Annotated in this window: 13 protein-coding genes; 2 read left to right on the top strand and 11 right to left on the bottom strand. The window is 66.6% G+C overall.

Annotated elements, in window-relative coordinates; genetic code table 11:
- Nucleotides 1-109: 109 nt before the first annotated feature.
- Genes AC1DZY_RS13885 through AC1DZY_RS13905 form a run of 5 tightly spaced genes read right to left on the bottom strand, consistent with a single transcriptional unit; the run spans nucleotide 110 to nucleotide 6,026 of the window.
- Nucleotides 110-1,765 carry an ABC transporter ATP-binding protein gene (locus tag AC1DZY_RS13885; protein ID WP_476820707.1) on the bottom strand — a complete coding sequence of 552 codons (1,656 nt, stop codon included), beginning with the start codon at nucleotides 1,763-1,765 and terminating at the stop codon, nucleotides 110-112.
- Nucleotides 1,762-2,580 carry an ABC transporter permease gene (locus AC1DZY_RS13890; protein WP_476820708.1) on the bottom strand — a complete coding sequence of 273 codons (819 nt, stop codon included), beginning with the start codon at nucleotides 2,578-2,580 and terminating at the stop codon, nucleotides 1,762-1,764. Before AC1DZY_RS13890 ends, AC1DZY_RS13885 begins: the two co-directional genes overlap by 4 nt.
- Complete coding sequence (locus AC1DZY_RS13895; RefSeq protein ID WP_476820709.1) at nucleotides 2,577-3,521, bottom strand: ABC transporter permease; 945 nt, start codon at nucleotides 3,519-3,521, stop codon at nucleotides 2,577-2,579. Before AC1DZY_RS13895 ends, AC1DZY_RS13890 begins: the two co-directional genes overlap by 4 nt.
- Before the next feature lie 42 nt (nucleotides 3,522-3,563).
- Nucleotides 3,564-5,108, bottom strand: a complete 1,545-nt coding sequence (locus AC1DZY_RS13900) for an ABC transporter substrate-binding protein (RefSeq protein ID WP_476820710.1) — start codon at nucleotides 5,106-5,108, stop codon at nucleotides 3,564-3,566.
- A gap of 39 nt (nucleotides 5,109-5,147) precedes the next feature.
- Nucleotides 5,148-6,026: an alpha/beta hydrolase gene (locus AC1DZY_RS13905; protein ID WP_476820711.1), complete on the bottom strand. Its 879-nt coding sequence runs from the start codon at nucleotides 6,024-6,026 to the stop codon at nucleotides 5,148-5,150.
- A gap of 123 nt (nucleotides 6,027-6,149) precedes the next feature.
- Between AC1DZY_RS13905 and AC1DZY_RS13910 the strand changes: the two genes are divergently transcribed.
- Nucleotides 6,150-6,773 carry a GntR family transcriptional regulator gene (locus AC1DZY_RS13910; protein WP_476820712.1) on the top strand — a complete coding sequence of 208 codons (624 nt, stop codon included), beginning with the start codon at nucleotides 6,150-6,152 and terminating at the stop codon, nucleotides 6,771-6,773.
- 192 nt (nucleotides 6,774-6,965) lie between these two features.
- Nucleotides 6,966-7,406 (top strand): MarR family winged helix-turn-helix transcriptional regulator, encoded by a 441-nt coding sequence (locus tag AC1DZY_RS13915; RefSeq protein WP_476820766.1) that lies wholly within the window; start codon nucleotides 6,966-6,968, stop codon nucleotides 7,404-7,406.
- A gap of 16 nt (nucleotides 7,407-7,422) precedes the next feature.
- Here the strand turns inward: AC1DZY_RS13915 and AC1DZY_RS13920 are convergent, their stop codons facing one another.
- From AC1DZY_RS13920 to AC1DZY_RS13945, 6 genes are read right to left on the bottom strand one after another with little or no spacing between them, the layout of a single operon-like run.
- Nucleotides 7,423-8,970 carry an indolepyruvate oxidoreductase subunit beta family protein gene (locus AC1DZY_RS13920; protein WP_476820713.1) on the bottom strand — a complete coding sequence of 516 codons (1,548 nt, stop codon included), beginning with the start codon at nucleotides 8,968-8,970 and terminating at the stop codon, nucleotides 7,423-7,425.
- An 11-nt stretch (nucleotides 8,971-8,981) separates the two neighbouring features.
- Nucleotides 8,982-11,135, bottom strand: a complete 2,154-nt coding sequence (locus tag AC1DZY_RS13925; protein ID WP_476820714.1) for a thiamine pyrophosphate-dependent enzyme — start codon at nucleotides 11,133-11,135, stop codon at nucleotides 8,982-8,984.
- 31 nt (nucleotides 11,136-11,166) lie between these two features.
- Nucleotides 11,167-11,595 carry an organic hydroperoxide resistance protein gene (locus tag AC1DZY_RS13930; protein WP_476820715.1) on the bottom strand — a complete coding sequence of 143 codons (429 nt, stop codon included), beginning with the start codon at nucleotides 11,593-11,595 and terminating at the stop codon, nucleotides 11,167-11,169.
- Nucleotides 11,596-11,628: 33 nt separating this feature from the next.
- A complete protein-coding gene (locus AC1DZY_RS13935) occupies nucleotides 11,629-12,342 on the bottom strand; it encodes an ABC transporter ATP-binding protein (RefSeq protein ID WP_476820716.1) in 714 nt (237 codons plus the stop codon).
- Nucleotides 12,342-14,111 (bottom strand): branched-chain amino acid ABC transporter ATP-binding protein/permease, encoded by a 1,770-nt coding sequence (locus AC1DZY_RS13940; RefSeq protein WP_476820717.1) that lies wholly within the window; start codon nucleotides 14,109-14,111, stop codon nucleotides 12,342-12,344. The genes AC1DZY_RS13935 and AC1DZY_RS13940 overlap by 1 nt, the downstream gene beginning before the upstream one ends.
- Nucleotides 14,108-15,151: a branched-chain amino acid ABC transporter permease gene (locus AC1DZY_RS13945; protein WP_476820718.1), complete on the bottom strand. Its 1,044-nt coding sequence runs from the start codon at nucleotides 15,149-15,151 to the stop codon at nucleotides 14,108-14,110. The genes AC1DZY_RS13940 and AC1DZY_RS13945 overlap by 4 nt, the downstream gene beginning before the upstream one ends.
- Nucleotides 15,152-15,180: the final 29 nt, after the last annotated feature.

Below are 15,180 nucleotides of genomic sequence, written 5' to 3' on the forward strand. Positions count from 1 at the left end.
ATCGGCGGGTCGGCCACGGAAACGGAAGATGCGTCGCGCGACCCCTCATCCGTCACGGCTTCGCCGAGCCACCTTCTCCCACAAGGGGAGAAGGGAGGCGCGCGCATCATCATGCCCCTTCGCCCAACCGCCAGAACAGCCGCACGCCGCCGCCCTCGACGCTCTCCAGCCCCGGCACGGCCGACAGCAGTTTTCGCGTATAGGCGTGTTGCGGCGCGTCGAAGATCTGGTCGCGCGAGCCTTCCTCGACGATGCGGCCTTCGTTCATCACCACGACGCGGTCCGCGACCTGCTCGACCACGCCGAGGTCGTGGCTGATGAACAGGCAGGAGAAGCCGTGCTTCCTCTGCAACTCGGCGAAAAGCTCCAGCACCTGCGCCCGCACGGTGACGTCGAGCGCCGAGACCGGCTCGTCGGCGATGACGAAGCTCGGCCGCCGCACCACGGCGCGCGCGATCGCGACGCGCTGACGCTGACCGCCAGACAATTCGTGCGGATAGCGCTCGGAAAAGCCGTCCGCGAGCCCGACCTCGGCCAGCACCTCGGCGAGGCGGGCAGCCTTCTGCGCCGAGGTCATGTCCGGCACCAGCCGCAGCGGTTCGGCAACCAGCTTTCCGATCGTCATGCGCGGATCGAGTGAGGAATAGGGATCCTGGAAGACCATCTGGCAGTTCAGCCGGTAGGTCCAATAGGCCGTTTCGCTTTTGAAGATCGGTTTGCCGTCGAACAGAATCTCGCCGCCGCTGGCTTTGACGAGGCCGGCGATCGACTGGCCGAGCGTGGTCTTGCCGGAGCCCGAGCCGCCAACGACGGCGACGACTTCGCCCGGCTTCACATCGAGCGATATGCCGTGCAGCGCGCGCTTGGGCGCGGATTTGCGGAAGAAGCGCTGCCGGCCGGGATAATCGACGACGAGATCGCGCACGGCGACGATCGGGGTCGGCGCTGCCGGCAGATCGCGGACCGGGCCGCGCAGCGGCATCGCGGCCAGCAGCTTGCGGGTATAGGGATGCTGCGGCCGCGCCAGAATGTCCTCGGCGATCCCCTGCTCGACGACGTCGCCCTGGCACATCACGACGATGCGACTGCAATAGCGCGCGACCATGCCGAGATCATGCGAGATCAGGAGCACGGCGGTGCCGTTCTCCTTGGTCAGACCGACCATCAACTCCATCACGTCGCGCTGGACGACCGCGTCGAGCGCGGTCGTCGGCTCGTCGGCAAGCAGCAGCGCGGGTTTGAGCAGCATCACCGAGGCCAGCATGATGCGCTGGCGCATGCCGCCGGAGAACTGGTGGGGATAAGCGTCGAGCGTGCCTTCCGGGTCTGAGAGGCCGACGCGGCGGAGCATATCGAGGATCAGCGCGCGCCGTCCGCCCGCGTCGAGATCGCGGTGGAGGGACAGGCCTTCCTCGAGCTGCCGGCCGATCGTCATCGACGGGTTGAGCGAGGTCATCGGCTCCTGGAAGACCATGCCGACCTTGGCGCCGCGGACGGCGCGCAGGCGCTTTGGCGACATCGTGGTGATCTCGTCGCCGTCGAAGCGGATCGAGCCGGCTTTGAGCGCCACTGCCGGAGGGACGAAGCCCATGATGGCGCGAGCGGCGAGCGTCTTGCCAGAACCGGATTCGCCGACGATGCCGACGATCTCGCCGGCCGAGACCGCAAAGCCGACGGCGTTGACCACGGTCCGGCCTGTCGCCTTGATCGCAAGGGTGAGGTTCTCGACCTCAAGCAGCGGCCGGGTCGTCGCAAGGCCGGTCATCGTACGCCCCTCATGCGGGGGTCGAGCTTGTCGCGCACAGCGTCGCCGAGCAGGTTGATGCCGAGCAGGGTCAGCGAGATGCACAGGCCCGGGAAGATACCGAGCCACATCGCCTGACCGAGATAGGGTCTGGCGCCGGCCAGCATGTTGCCCCAGGTCGGAGCCGGCGGCGGTACGCCCAGCCCCAGAAATGAGAGCGAGCTTTCGGCGAGCAGAACATAGCCGAACATCGAGGTTGCCAGCACCGTCAGCGGCGCGATGCAATTGGGCAGGATGTGGCGGGCCATGGTGAAGGTCTCGGAATTGCCCATCACGCGCGAGGCGGCGATGAACTCCTTTTCGCGCAGCGACAAGACCGTGCCGCGCACGATACGCGCGACAGAGGGCGTATAGGCGATGCCGAGCGCCAGGATGATGCCGTATTTATTGGCGCCGACCACGGCAAGCAGGCCGAGCGCCAGGAGGATGCCGGGGAAAGCGAGCAGCGCGTCGTTGAAGGCCATGACGATACGGTCGACCCAGCCGCGCATATAGCCGGAGAACAGTCCGATCAGGGTGCCAAGCACGACCGCGAGCGAGACCGTCAGGATGCTGATCCAGACCGAGGTCGCAGCCCCCGCCATCAGGCGTGAGAGCACATCGCGGCCGAATTCGTCGGTGCCGAGCCAGAACATCGAAGATGGCGGCGCGAGCTTGAAGCGGAAGGACAGGCGCAAGGGATCATAGGGCGTCCAGAGCGCGCCCATGCCGGCCGCGACGAGCAGCGTCCCGATCAGGCCGCCGCCGATCAGCGCATTGAGCGGAGGGAGCTTCATTCGGCTGCAACCCTTGGATCGAAGATCGGATAGCAGAGGTCAATGATGAGATTCACCAGCACATAGGTGAAGGCGACGAAGAGCATGCAGCCCTGGATCACCGGATAGTCGCGGGCGAAGATCGCATCGACGAGCAGGCGACCGAGGCCGGGGATGGTGAAGACGGTCTCGACCACGGCGATGCCGCCGAGCAGATTGCCGAGCACGAGGCCGATCAGCGTCCAGGTCGGTCCGAACGCGTTCTTGAAGGCGTGCCGCCAGAGCACCGCCATCTCCGACAGGCCCTTGGCACGGGCATGGGTGATGTAGTCGAGCCTGAGCACCTCCAGCGTCGAGGCCCGCGCCATGCGCATCAGCACGCCGATCTCGTGCAGGAACAGCGTCAGGATCGGCATGACCAGATAGAGGATGCCGCGCCAGGGATCGTCGCCGATCGAGACATAGCCGACGACAGGCAGCCAGCCGAGCTTGAGCCCGAAGAACAGCAGCAGCAGCAGGCCGAGCCAGAAGGTCGGGATCGAGAGCAGGAGCGTCGCGACCGCCACCAATCCGAGATCGAGCGAGGAATCCTGCTTCCATGCGGCGATGACGCCGGCGGGCACCGCGACCAGGCTGGCGCAGAACACCGCGACAAGCACGATCTGGGCGCTGACCCAGAAGCGCGACAGGATCAGCGGCAGGATCGGCTCCTGCGTGTTGATGGATGAGCCGAAGTCGCCGTGCAGCAGGTTGCCGGACCAGATCCCGAACTGGATGAACAGGCTCTGGTCGAGCCCGAGCTTGGCGCGCAGATCGGCGAGACTGGCCGGCGTCGCCAAATCGCCGAGCATCAGCGCCGCGGGGTCGCCCGGGATCAGCCGGATAAGCACGAAGACCGACACCGCCACGATCAGCAGCGTCGGTGCGGCCATGGCGATCCTGGTCAGGGCGAAGCGCAGCATCGGGAGCTCCCGGGCTCGGTCGTCAGCGGAGGGGCGGTTTGGTTACTTCGCGACGGTCACTTCCCACATCCTCAGCTTCGACTGCCAGGGTTGGAAGCCCGAGAGCTTCTTGCTGTGTGCGATCGAGTCGACGCCGTTGTACATGAAGATCAGCGGGACTTCGTCGATGACGCCCTTGTGGAGTTCGTCGACGAGCTTCTGACGCTCGACCTTGTCGGCGATGGCCGTCAGTCGGTCGATCTTCTCCTGCGCCTGCGGATTGTCCCAGATTTTGCGCGGCTGCTTGTCCTTGGGGCCGGCGAACTGCTCGAACGCGAGCGCGGGGTCGAAGCGCGCCGAGAACGAGAAGGACTGCATCTGGTAATTGCCCTTGTTGTAGCGGTCGAGCTGCGTCGCCCAGTCGATCACCTCGATTTCGGCGTTGATGCCGGCGGCCTGCAGCATGGCCTGAACCACGACGGCGGCGGGGAAGCTCGGCACGGTCGGGCGTTTGTTGGCGAGGATCGAAATCTTTTCGCCCTTGTAGCCTGCTTCCGCGAGCAGCTTCTTGGCGGCGGCGGGATCATACTTATGGCCCTGCTTCTCGACCGCGCCGAAATAGGCCGAACGCGAGTAGATCGGCGAGTTGTTGGTCTGGCCCAACCCGTTCGAGGCGGTGGCGACGATCTCGTCCATGTCGAGCGCGGCCGCGATCGCCTTGCGCAGCTTGACGTTGCCTGTCACCGCGTCGCGGGTCTGGATCAGCAGGACATGGCGCGTCGCGGTCGGCGCGGTGGCCACGGCGAGATTGGGGATCTTGCGGATCTCCTCGACATCGCTGGCGAGGATTTCGCTCATGTCGAGCGCGCCGGAGGTCAGCCCGGCCTTTACGGTCGCGGGATCCTTGACGATCAGGAACTTGACGTCCTTCACCAGCGGGCGCTTCGAGCCGACATAACCATCGGGCTTGCCGTCGGTCTTCGGCGATTTGTAGCCGTCGAACGCGGTCATGGTGAAATACTCGGCCCGCTTCCATTCGCCGAACTTGAACGGGCCGGTGCCGATCGGCTTGTCCCAGCTGCCGTCGGCCTTGACCGAATCCTTATGGGTGACGCCGGCCATGGCGCAGTCGGTGCGGGCGAGCGAGTCGAGGAAGAGCGCGTTGGGCTGGTTGATCTTCATCACGACGGTTTTCGCGTCGGGCGTCTCGACAGCCTCGACCTTCAGGCCGCCCCGGCCGTCGAATTCCGACAGGCAGCGCCAGTCGGTCTTCGGGTCCATATATCGGTTCCAGCTCCAGAGCACGTCGGCGGAGGTCAGATCGGCGCCGTTGTGGAACTTGATGCCGCTGCGCAGGGTGAAGGTGTAGGTCTTGCCGTCGGCGGACGTGTCGACCTTCTCGGCCAGCAGCGGCTGGACGATGCCGCCCTCGTCATAGCCGACCAGCCCCTCGACGATCTGCAGCGCGAAATCGTCGGTGTTGTCGTCGCGATTGACGCCGGGATTGATGCTGCGGACATCGGCTGCAACCGCGACGGTGATCGACTGGGCGGCAGCCGGGCTGGCGCAGGCCGCCAGCATGACGGCGGAGGCGATGAGGCGGTTCATGTCGGTTCCCCTTGTTCTGGACAGGCTTGCCGGGAGGGCTCAGGCCGCTTCGGCGCGGCGCGCCGCGAGCACGCCGGCGAAGAAATCCTGAACCCGCGGCACCGCCCGCAGGCCATCATGGGCCATGTTCGGCACGAGATCGAATTGCACGGACACGCCGGCATCCTCGAATGATTTGCGCAAGCGCGCCAGCCGTTCCGGTCGCGTCGCGCCGGCATGATTGGCGTCTGGCATCCAGTTGCGGCCGCCCTGCCGGTGGGTGATCTCCCAGGTCTCCAGATCGGCCGCGCCGACGATCATCTGGACCTTGACTTGGCGCATCGCCTCGATGTCGGGCGTAACGCCGAAGAGTTCGGCCATGTTGCGGGTGCCGACCCACCAGTCGCGGCTCGGATCGAGCAGCGTCACCGAGCCCGGCGCGCCGATCGAACAGGCGAAGAGCCGCTTGGGCTGCATCATCAGGAAGCGGTGGGCGAAATGGCCGCCGCCCGAATAACCGAACAGGCCGAAACGGTCGAAGGACAGGCCATAGCGCTGCGCCACCTCATCGACCATTGCGAGCAGCACCTCATCATAGCGGATCGCGCCCTCGCGCATGTATTTGAAACCGTCGCGATTATCGTCGCCGAGCACGCCGATCGGGAACAGCGGCGCGAGAATGACGCAGTTGTTCCAGCGGCCGAATTCCTCGAAGCCGTCGCGATAGCCGATGAAGCCGCGCCCGGTGCCGTGCATGGCGACGACGAGTTCCGGCGCTTCTCCGCCCTTGCCGAGGCTTTGCGGCACGTAGAGGCAGTAGCTGAAACGCGGATCGGCCTTGCAGGCCATGATCGAGGTCGGGCCGAGATCATAGAGCGCGCGAGCCCGCGACGTGGCCTCGTCCTCCGGTTTGCGGGTGATCTCTGGCGAGGCGTTCATGACGAAAACTCGTTGGCGGAATAATTGGCGCCAATAAAGTTGCATGTTACGCTGCGGGCCGCAACAGGGCAGATCGCTGTGAATCGAAATCTGCTAGAGACTCCGGCCACGCCAGAGATTCGGATGAAAACCACTCGTCGCAGCAACAAGAGCGCCCTCGCCGGCGAAATCGCCGAGGCGATCAACCTGCGCGCCTTCCGGCCGGGCGAATGGCTGCGTCAGATCGATCTGGAGGAAAAATTCGCGGCGACCCGCTTCGACGTGCGCGGTGCGCTCGACGAACTCGCGGTGCGCAAGACGATCGAGCATGTGCCCAATCGCGGCTATCGCGTCGCGCAGATCGACGCCGGCACCTCCCGCGCCATCCGCGAGACCCGCGTCATCCTGGAGACAGCAGCCGCGCCCGCCGTCGTCGCGCGCATCGACGCGGCGACGATCGCCAGGCTGAAGGAGCTCGCCGACCGTTTCGGCGATGCGGTGCAGGCCGGCACCCGTATCCAGCAGAGCCAGATCAACAGCGAGTTCCATCACCTGTTCTACAGCCTCTGCGGCAATCCGGTGCTGGAGGAAACGATCTGGACATTGCGCGACCGCTCTCGCGGCTCGGACGTCACGGTATGGAATTCGCACGAGACGCTGGTGCAGAGCGACCGCGACCACCACGCCATGATTGCGGCGCTGGAGGCGCGAAACGCCGTCGAACTCGCGCGGTTGATCGCAGCCCATATCGTCAAGGACAAGCCCTGAGCTACGCGGGGCAGGACGTATCGAAAGCGGGTCTTGCGCCTGGTCTTGTGCATTGACAGGGCAGCTCGCGGCTGCAACTCGAAAGCCATGAACGACCATGCCAAGATGAGCGCCGCCGCGATGGTCGATGCCGCGGCCGAGCCGCAACCCGGCAGCGTGCTCGGGCGCGTCGGCAGCGACGCCCGGCCCTCGATGGGCGAGATCGGGCTGAACCAGTTCGCACCCTATCTGATGAATCGCGTCTCGGCGCGCTGGAACGCCAACCTCTCGGACGCTCTCAAGGCCCATGACATGACCACGCCGAAGATGCGGGCGCTGGCGGTTCTGTGCATCACCTCGGGCCTGACCATCAACGAATTGTCGGTCTTCGCGGTCACCGAGCAGTCGACCATGAGCCGCACGCTCGATTCGATGGAGAAACAAGGCTTCATCCGCCGCCAGCAGCGCGACGAGGACATGCGCGTGCGCGAAATCCACGTCACCGAGAACGGGCGGGCGGCCTTCGAGCAGATCTGGCCGATGATGTACGACATGTTCGCCGCCATGTTCGAAGGCGTCGACGAGGACGAGTACCAGGCCTTCACCGGCACCCTGCACAAGGTGCTGCGCAACATCCGCAAGCACGAGATCTGAGCGGGCCGACGCGCTCCTATAAACTCGCCACCGTCTTCAGCGCGCCATCAAGCGCGATGCCGTCCTCGTCGAGCAGAGCAGCCTGCCGCAGCCGCTTGAGCCAGGCTGCGCCGTCCTCGCGCCCGACCAGCAGCGGCAGGGCCGAGAGCACCCTGTCGAATTTCGCCGCGCCGCGCGCATGGGTGTCGGAATAGCCCTTCACCAGCCGGCGGCAGCCGAGCACCTCGACGGCGAGATGGTAATTCTGCCGCAGGGTCTCCTCGGCCACGGCGAGCCAGGCCTCGGTATGGGCGATTTCGCGCTGATGGCGCAGCGTGCCCAGGCGCATCGGCTTCAGACCGGAGAGGAGATAAAGCGCGGAAAACCACAGGATCGTGCCGGTGCGGACGCGCCGGCCGCGATTGACGATACGGTCGAGCCGCGCGACGAGCGTCGGCCGCGCCTCCAGCCAGAGACCGAGCCGTCGGGGCAGGGTGCCCAGCACTTCCTCCATGCGCGGATGCATGAATTCGGTGGTGTAGACGAGCTGATCCACGCTGGCGCCGACCTCGTTGCGGACACGCGCGAAGCGGCTGGCCCGGACCTTGAGATCGGCGACACGGATGACATCGTCATAGGCCATGGCGACGGCGAGATATTTCGCGGCGGTCTGCGTGAACGCGTGCCCCTCTTCGACTCCGTGCGAGCGCTCGTCCAGCGCCAGTAATCGCCCCATCCGGTCGAGATAGTCGCCCGCATAGGCGGGGTTCTGAAAATCGACGAGCTTCTTCACGCCGGCATAGAGCATGGCTTGTGCCGTCTCGGGAAAATCGTCGCGGATACGCGTCAGCAGTGCGTCGAGTGCGGCATGCCCGGCCGAGGCCGGGACCGGCTCGAAGCGCTTGGGCGCCGATTTCCTGACCGGGTCGCGCGGCTTGTCGCTGGCACGGTCGTGGCCGGCGGCAAAGGCTCGCAGGCTCGGCTCGACGCCCTTGCCGCCGGCCCGGATCGTCGCCTCGAAAGCCGCCTTGCCGAAGGGCAGGACGCCGGCGCCCGACAGCGCACCGAACATCGTAGCCGAGATCACGCTGCCATGGCGCTCGGCCAGGTCCTGCATGTCGAAGGCGATGGTCTTGCGCGCCGCCACATCGGTGGCGTCGACCACGACGAGTGGGTCGCCGATGCCGTCGCCGGGCTGTTCCTTTTCCGCAACCGCAAAGGAACGATGCGTCGAGGCGATCAGCGTGGTCCGCTCCGGCGTCACCAGTCCGCGCAGGATCGAGCGGCCGGCTTCCATGAACTCGGCCGCCAGCACGATGTCGACATCGCCCGGCGTCGGCATCAGCGAGAGCACCGGCAGGCGGCCGTCCTTGGGCGGCAGCATCTCGATATAGTAGATCGTAGCCCCGGTGCGCTGGGCGACGCCGGGCACCGAGGTCGACTGCGCGACGAAGCCCTCGCTCTCCGCCAGCGCCACGATCCAGTCGGCCAGCACGCCGCCGCCCTGTCCGCCCATGGCCAGGATCGCCAGCGAGAGCGGCTTGTCGGTCGATAATGCGGCGCGCGAAACCTCAAAAGTGTTCATTGCTGAGCGCCTCAGGCCGGAAAGACGATGCGGCTGCGCTCGCGCCGGCGCTGCAGGAAACCGATGACCGCGCCGCGCAACTTCGCCACGAAGCGGTCGAATCCGGTCGGGTTGTGGATGATGTCGGCGCGATAGAAGGAGGGGCAGAGCACGGCGGCCTCGGCCACCTCGCCGCAATTGCCGCAGCCGACGCAGGTATTGTCGATCGCCGCGACCGGATCGTCCTTCAGCGGGTCGTCGGTGTGCTTGACCGAGAGCGAGGGGCAGCCAGAGAGCCGGATGCAGGCATGGTCGCCGGTGCAGACATCCTCGTCGACGCCGAAGCGCTCGCGCACGACGCGCTCGCCCCGCTTCACCGCCGCGCTGAAGAGTGGCTTGATGCGCCGCTGCTTGTTCAGGCTGCATTCCGATGAGGCGACGATGATCTTGGGGCCGGGCTCCTTCGTGGTCAGCGCCTCGCGCAGCGTGTCGCGCATCTTTGCGACATCATAGGTCCGGTCGATCTGGCGGACCCACTTGGCGCCGATGCCCTTCACCGCCGAGGTGATGGAGTTGTTGGTCTGGCGGCCGGGGTTTTGGGCGCGCGACGACAGGATGTCCTGCCCGCCGGTCGCCGCGGAATAATAGTTGTCGACGACGAGGATCACGCCGTCCTGCTTGTTGAAGACGGCGTTGCCGACCGAACTCGCCAGCCCGTTATGCCAGAAGCCGCCATCGCCCATGATCGAGATCGAACGTTTGTCGGCCGCGACGTTGAAGGCCGAGGCCGAGGCCGGCCCCAGCCCATAGCCCATCGTCGTCGCGCCGATGTTGAAGGGCGGCAGGATCGAGAACAGATGGCAGCCGATATCGGCGGCGACATGGTGCTGGCCGAGTTCCTTCTCGACCAGCTTCATCGCGGCGAAAATCGGCCGCTCCGGGCAGCCCGTGCAGAACCCGGCCGGACGCTGCGGCACGACAGCGGCGAGCGCCTTGACGCGGGGATCGTCGAGCACGGCGCTCGGATCGGGCAAGGGCGGGCGGTTGCCGAGCAGCATGGCGGCATGGGTTTCGAGGAAGCTGCCGATACCCTTCGCCAGAACCTGAGCGGTATATTCGCCGCCCATCGGCAGCATGTCCTTGCCGGCGATCGTGGTCTGGATGTCGCGTCGGCGTAAAAGCGTGTTCAGCCCCTGCTCGATATACTCCGGTGCGCCCTCCTCGACCATCAGCACCGCCCGCTTGCTTGCGCAGAAGTCGGCAAGTTCGTCGGGGATCAGCGGGTAGGTCACGTTCATGACGTAGAGCGGCACGGCGGAGGCGCCGTAGACATCGGCCAGCCCATGCTGCTGCAAAGCGCGCAGCACGTTGTTGTACATGCCGCCCTGCAGGATGATGCCGACCTCGCCATCCTCGGGGCCCATCACCTCGTTGAGCTTGCGCGAGGAGATGAAGTCGATTGCGGCCGGCCAGCGCTTTTCCAGCTTCTCCTTCTCATGGATGAAGGAGGCCGGCGGCAGCACGATGCGACCGGTGTCGCGCTTCGGGCTTTCCAGCGCCTGGCGCAGGGTGAAGTCCGGCTTGCGGTTGTCCTTGGCGACGAACTGGCCATGGACATGGCAGGTGCGGATGCGGACCTGCAGGATCACCGGCGTGTTCGAGACCTCCGACAGTTCGAACCCGTCCTCGACCGCCTTGACGATGCTTCCCAGATTGGGGCGCGGATCGAGCATCCAGATCTGCGATTTCATCGCGAAGGCGTGGCTGCGCTCCTGCATGATCGAGGAGCCCTCGCCATAGTCCTCGCCGATGACGATCAGCGCCCCTCCGGTGACGCCGCCGGAGGCGAGGTTGGAGAGCGCGTCGGAGGCGACGTTGGTGCCGGCGGTCGATTTCCAGGTCACGGCGCCGCGGATCGGGTACATCACCGAGGCCGAGAGCATCGCGGCCGCGGCCGCTTCCGAGGCCGAGCTTTCGAAATGCACACCGAGATCGTCGAGCACGTCCTTGGCGTCGGCGAGCACATCCATCAGATGCGAGATGGGCGAGCCCTGATAACCGCCGACATAGGACACGCCGGACTGGAGCAGGGCCTTGGTGATGGCAAGGATGCCCTCGCCGCGAAACAGGTCGCCCGCGCCGAGCTTGAGATCCTGGACCTCTCGTTCGAATGATCGTTCAGCCATGGTGCCTCCTCCTTGGCTCGTCCACTGGTGTTCACGCCAGGCTCAGCCGCACGGCGATATTGCCGCGCGTCGCGTTGGAATAGGGGCAGCGCTCATGCGCCCCGGCGAGGATATCCCGCGCCAGCGCCGACTCGACGCCCGGCAACGCCACCCTGAGCTCGACTTCCAGTCCGTAGCCGATTGCGACTGCGCCGATGCCGACAGCAGCAGTCACAGTGACCTCTTCGGGCAACGCGATCTTGCGCTGCCGCGCGACGAGCTTGACCGCGCCGAGGAAGCAGGCGGCATAGCCGGCCGCGAAAAGCTGCTCGGGATTGGTGCCCGCGCCGCCCGGCCCACCGAGCTCCCTGGGGATCGTCAGCGCGAGATCGAGCACGCCGTCGCTGGAGACAGTGCGGCCTTCGCGCCCGCCGCTCGCGGTCGCTTCCGCCCGGTAGAGCACCTTCTCAAGTTCGATCATGAAACTGCGTCCGCTTTGATCACGGTCATCTGCTCAATGCCCACCGAGATAGGTTGCGATCAGCCTGGGGTCGTGGATGAGGTCGGCGGCCGGTCCGGAATGGACGATCTCGCCAGTCTCGATGACGTAGCCGAAATCGGCGGTCTCCAGCGCGGCCCGGGCATTCTGCTCGACCAGCAGCACGGAGACGCCGAGATCGCGCAGCGAGGCGATGATCCTGAAGATGTCGCGCACGATCAACGGCGCAAGGCCGAGGCTCGGTTCGTCGAGCAGCAGCAGGCGCGGCTTGGCCATCAGCGCCCGGCCCAGAGCCAGCATCTGCCGCTCGCCGCCCGAGAGGGTGTTGGCCAGTTGCTGCCGGCGTTCGAGCAGGCGCGGAAATCGGTCGAAGACCTCGTCGAGGCTGCGGCGCACCCCGGCCCGGTCGCCGCGCCGGCCATAGGCTCCGAGCAGGAGATTGTCGCCGACGCTCATCTCGCCGAACAGCTCGCGCTTTTCCGGCACGAGGCAGAAGCCGCGCTCGACCCGGGCCTCGACATCGAGCCTGCGAAGATCCTGTCCATCGAAGACCATCGTCCCGGTCGAGGGAAGCAGGCCCATGGCGGCGGCGAGCAGCGTCGTCTTGCCCGCGCCGTTGGGGCCGATCACGGTGACGATCTGGCCGGGTTCGATTGCGAGCGAGACGCCGCGCACCGCCTCGACCTTGTCGTAGGAAACGGAGAGGTCGGCGATCGAGAGCAGCGCCATCACGCCGTCCCTCCGAGATAGGCGTCCTGCACGCGCGGGTCGTTGCGAATTTCGGCCGGCTCGCCCTCGCAGAGCTTGCAGCCGAAATTCATCACCACGATCCGGTCGACCAGCCCCATGACGAAGTCCATGTCGTGCTCGACCAGCAGGATCGTCAGATGTTCCGAGCGCAGCGATCTGAGCAGCGCCGCCAGCGCCTGCTTCTCCTGCTTGCGCAGGCCCGCCGCCGGCTCGTCCAGCACCAGCAGAACCGGGTCGGCGGCGAGTGCGCGGGCGATCTCCAGCACGCGCTGGTTGCCGAGCGGCAGGTTGCCGGCGAGCTCGAACAGCTTGTCGCCGAGCCCGACGCGCTCGAGCTGCCGGCGCGCCTCGAAGCGGGCCTGCGCTTCTTCTGCCCGGTCGAGCCTGAACGCGCCGCGCAGGAAGCCGGAAGCGGTGCGCGGATGCGTGCCGAGCAGGACATTGTCGAGCAGCGTCATCTTGGGCCGGACCTTCACGTGCTGGAAGGTCCGCGCGATCCCGGCGCGCGCGATCATGCGCTGCGGAGCGCGCGTGATGTCCTCACCCAGGAAGACGATCCTGCCCTCGTTGCAGCGCAGTGCGCCGGTGAGCAGGTTGAACATCGTGCTCTTGCCGGCGCCGTTGGGTCCGATCAGGCCGAGGATCTGGCCGGACTGGAGCGCGAAATCGACCTTGTCGACAGCGACGAGCCCGCCGAATCGCCGCTGCACCGCCTCGACGCTGAGAAGCGGCGTGCCGGGCGCGGGCTTCGTGCGCGCCGGCAGCAGCGCGGCCGGCGGCGGCGTCTGCGCGCGCTGCCTTGGCAGCAGCCTTGTCAGCACCGGCACGATGCCGCCGCGCGCCCTTTGCAGCAGGATGATGAAGACGATCGAGAAGGCGACGATCTCGAGCTGGCCCGACGCGCCCTTGGCGATCAGCGGCAGGTAGTCCTGGATGCTGTTCTTCGACAGGGTGACCAGCGCCGCGCCGACGATGGCGCCGATCAGCTCGGTCGCGCCGCCGACCATCGCCATCATCAGATAGTCGATGCCGACATGGACCTCGAAGGGCGCGGGGCTGACGAAGCGGCCGAGATGAGCGTAAAGCCAGCCCGACAGGCCGGCGAACAAAGCGGCGACCACGAAGGTCGAAAGCCTCGTGGCGAAGGCGTCGATGCCGAGACTCTCGACCAGCAGGTTGCCGCCGCGCAGCGCCCGCATCGCCCGCCCGGCGCGAGAATCGAGCAGGTTGTGTGACAAAAGCAGGGCCGCGAGCATGACCGCCCAGATCAGGTAGAACACCTGCCAGCTCGCCGTGAGCGCAACCGGGCCGATGGCGACCGGCGGAATGTTGGCAATTCCGTTGTAGTTGCCGAGCCCTTCGACGGTGCCGAACAGGAAATAGATCGACAGCCCCCAGGCGACGGTGCTGAGCGCCAGGAAATGCCCGCCCAGGCGAAGCGTAAGCGCGCCGAGCACGGCGGCGACGCTGCAGGTCAGCACCACCGCGAGCACGAGTCCGAGCCAGGGCGACCAGCCCTGCAGGGCGCTGGCCCAGGCGGTCGCATAGGCGCCGATGCCGACGAAGGCCGCCTGCCCGAACGACATCATGCCGCCGACCCCGGTCAGCAGCACGAGCCCGAGCGCGACCAGCCCGTAGACGCCGATATAGTTCAGCAGCGTGATGCTGAAGGGGTTGAGGTAGAACGGCGCGGCGGCCAGCAGGACGATGGCGGTCGCGGCGGTCAGGCGGATCTGGAGCGGGCTCATTCCTCGGCCTCGTCCTCGGTCTCGCCCACGGTGAGCGAGCGCCACAGCAGCACGGGGATGAGCAGCGAGAACACGATGACCTCCTTGAAGGCGCTGCTCCAGAACGAGGCGAAGCTTTCGAGCATGCCGACGAGGACCGCGCCGAGCGCCGTGATGGGATAGCTCACCATCGCGCCGATGATCGCCCCGACGAAGGCGCGCAGGCCGAACAGGAAGCCGGAATCGTAGAAAATCGTCGTCACCGGCGAGATCAGGATGCCGGAGATGCCCGCCAGCACCGAGGCGAGCAGATAGGCGATCGTGCCGGTGCGCGCCGGCCGGATGCCGACGAGCCGCGCGCCGGTGCGGTTCACGGCCGTGGCGCGCAACGCCTTGCCGGTGATGGTGTAGCCGAAGAAGGCATAGAGCAGCCCGCTGAAGATGGCGGCGCTGGCCACGACCATGAAGGTCTGTGCCTGCACCAGCATTCCGGCGACCTCGAAACTCGCCTCGCTCAGCGGCTGCGTCCTGATGCCCTCGGGACCGAAGAACAGCAGTCCGAGGCCGACCAGCGCGAAATGCAGCGCCATCGCCACCGTCAGCAGCAGCAGCACCGAGGCATCCGCGATCGGCCGGAACACGATCCGGTCGAGCAAAGGCGAGATCGGCAGGACCAGCAGCAGCGACAGCGCGATCCGTGCCGGCATCGGCAGGGCCGCGCCCGCCGCCAGCCACATCAGCGCGACCGGGACGAGCGGCAAGACGAGATAGAACGCAAGCGTGCGCGGGATCGCGCTCGCGGCGCCCGCGCGCAGATCCGCGGTGACCTGCATCGCGGTCGCGACCAGCGCCAGCAATGCGACGAGCCCGCCCGTTCCCGGCAGCTTCTGCGTCTCCAGCGCCGCCAGCGTCAGCGCGGTGAAGGCCGCGATGTCGCCGAACGGCACGAAGATCACGCGCGTCACCGCGAAGATCAGCACGAAACCGATCGCGATGAGCACATAGATCGCTCCGCTCGCAATGCCGTCTATGGCCAGGATGGCGGCGATGTCGCTGGTCATGTCATGTCAGGCCGGCATTGCGAGGGCGG

The organism is Allobosea sp. P2_A10, from assembly GCF_056405115.1.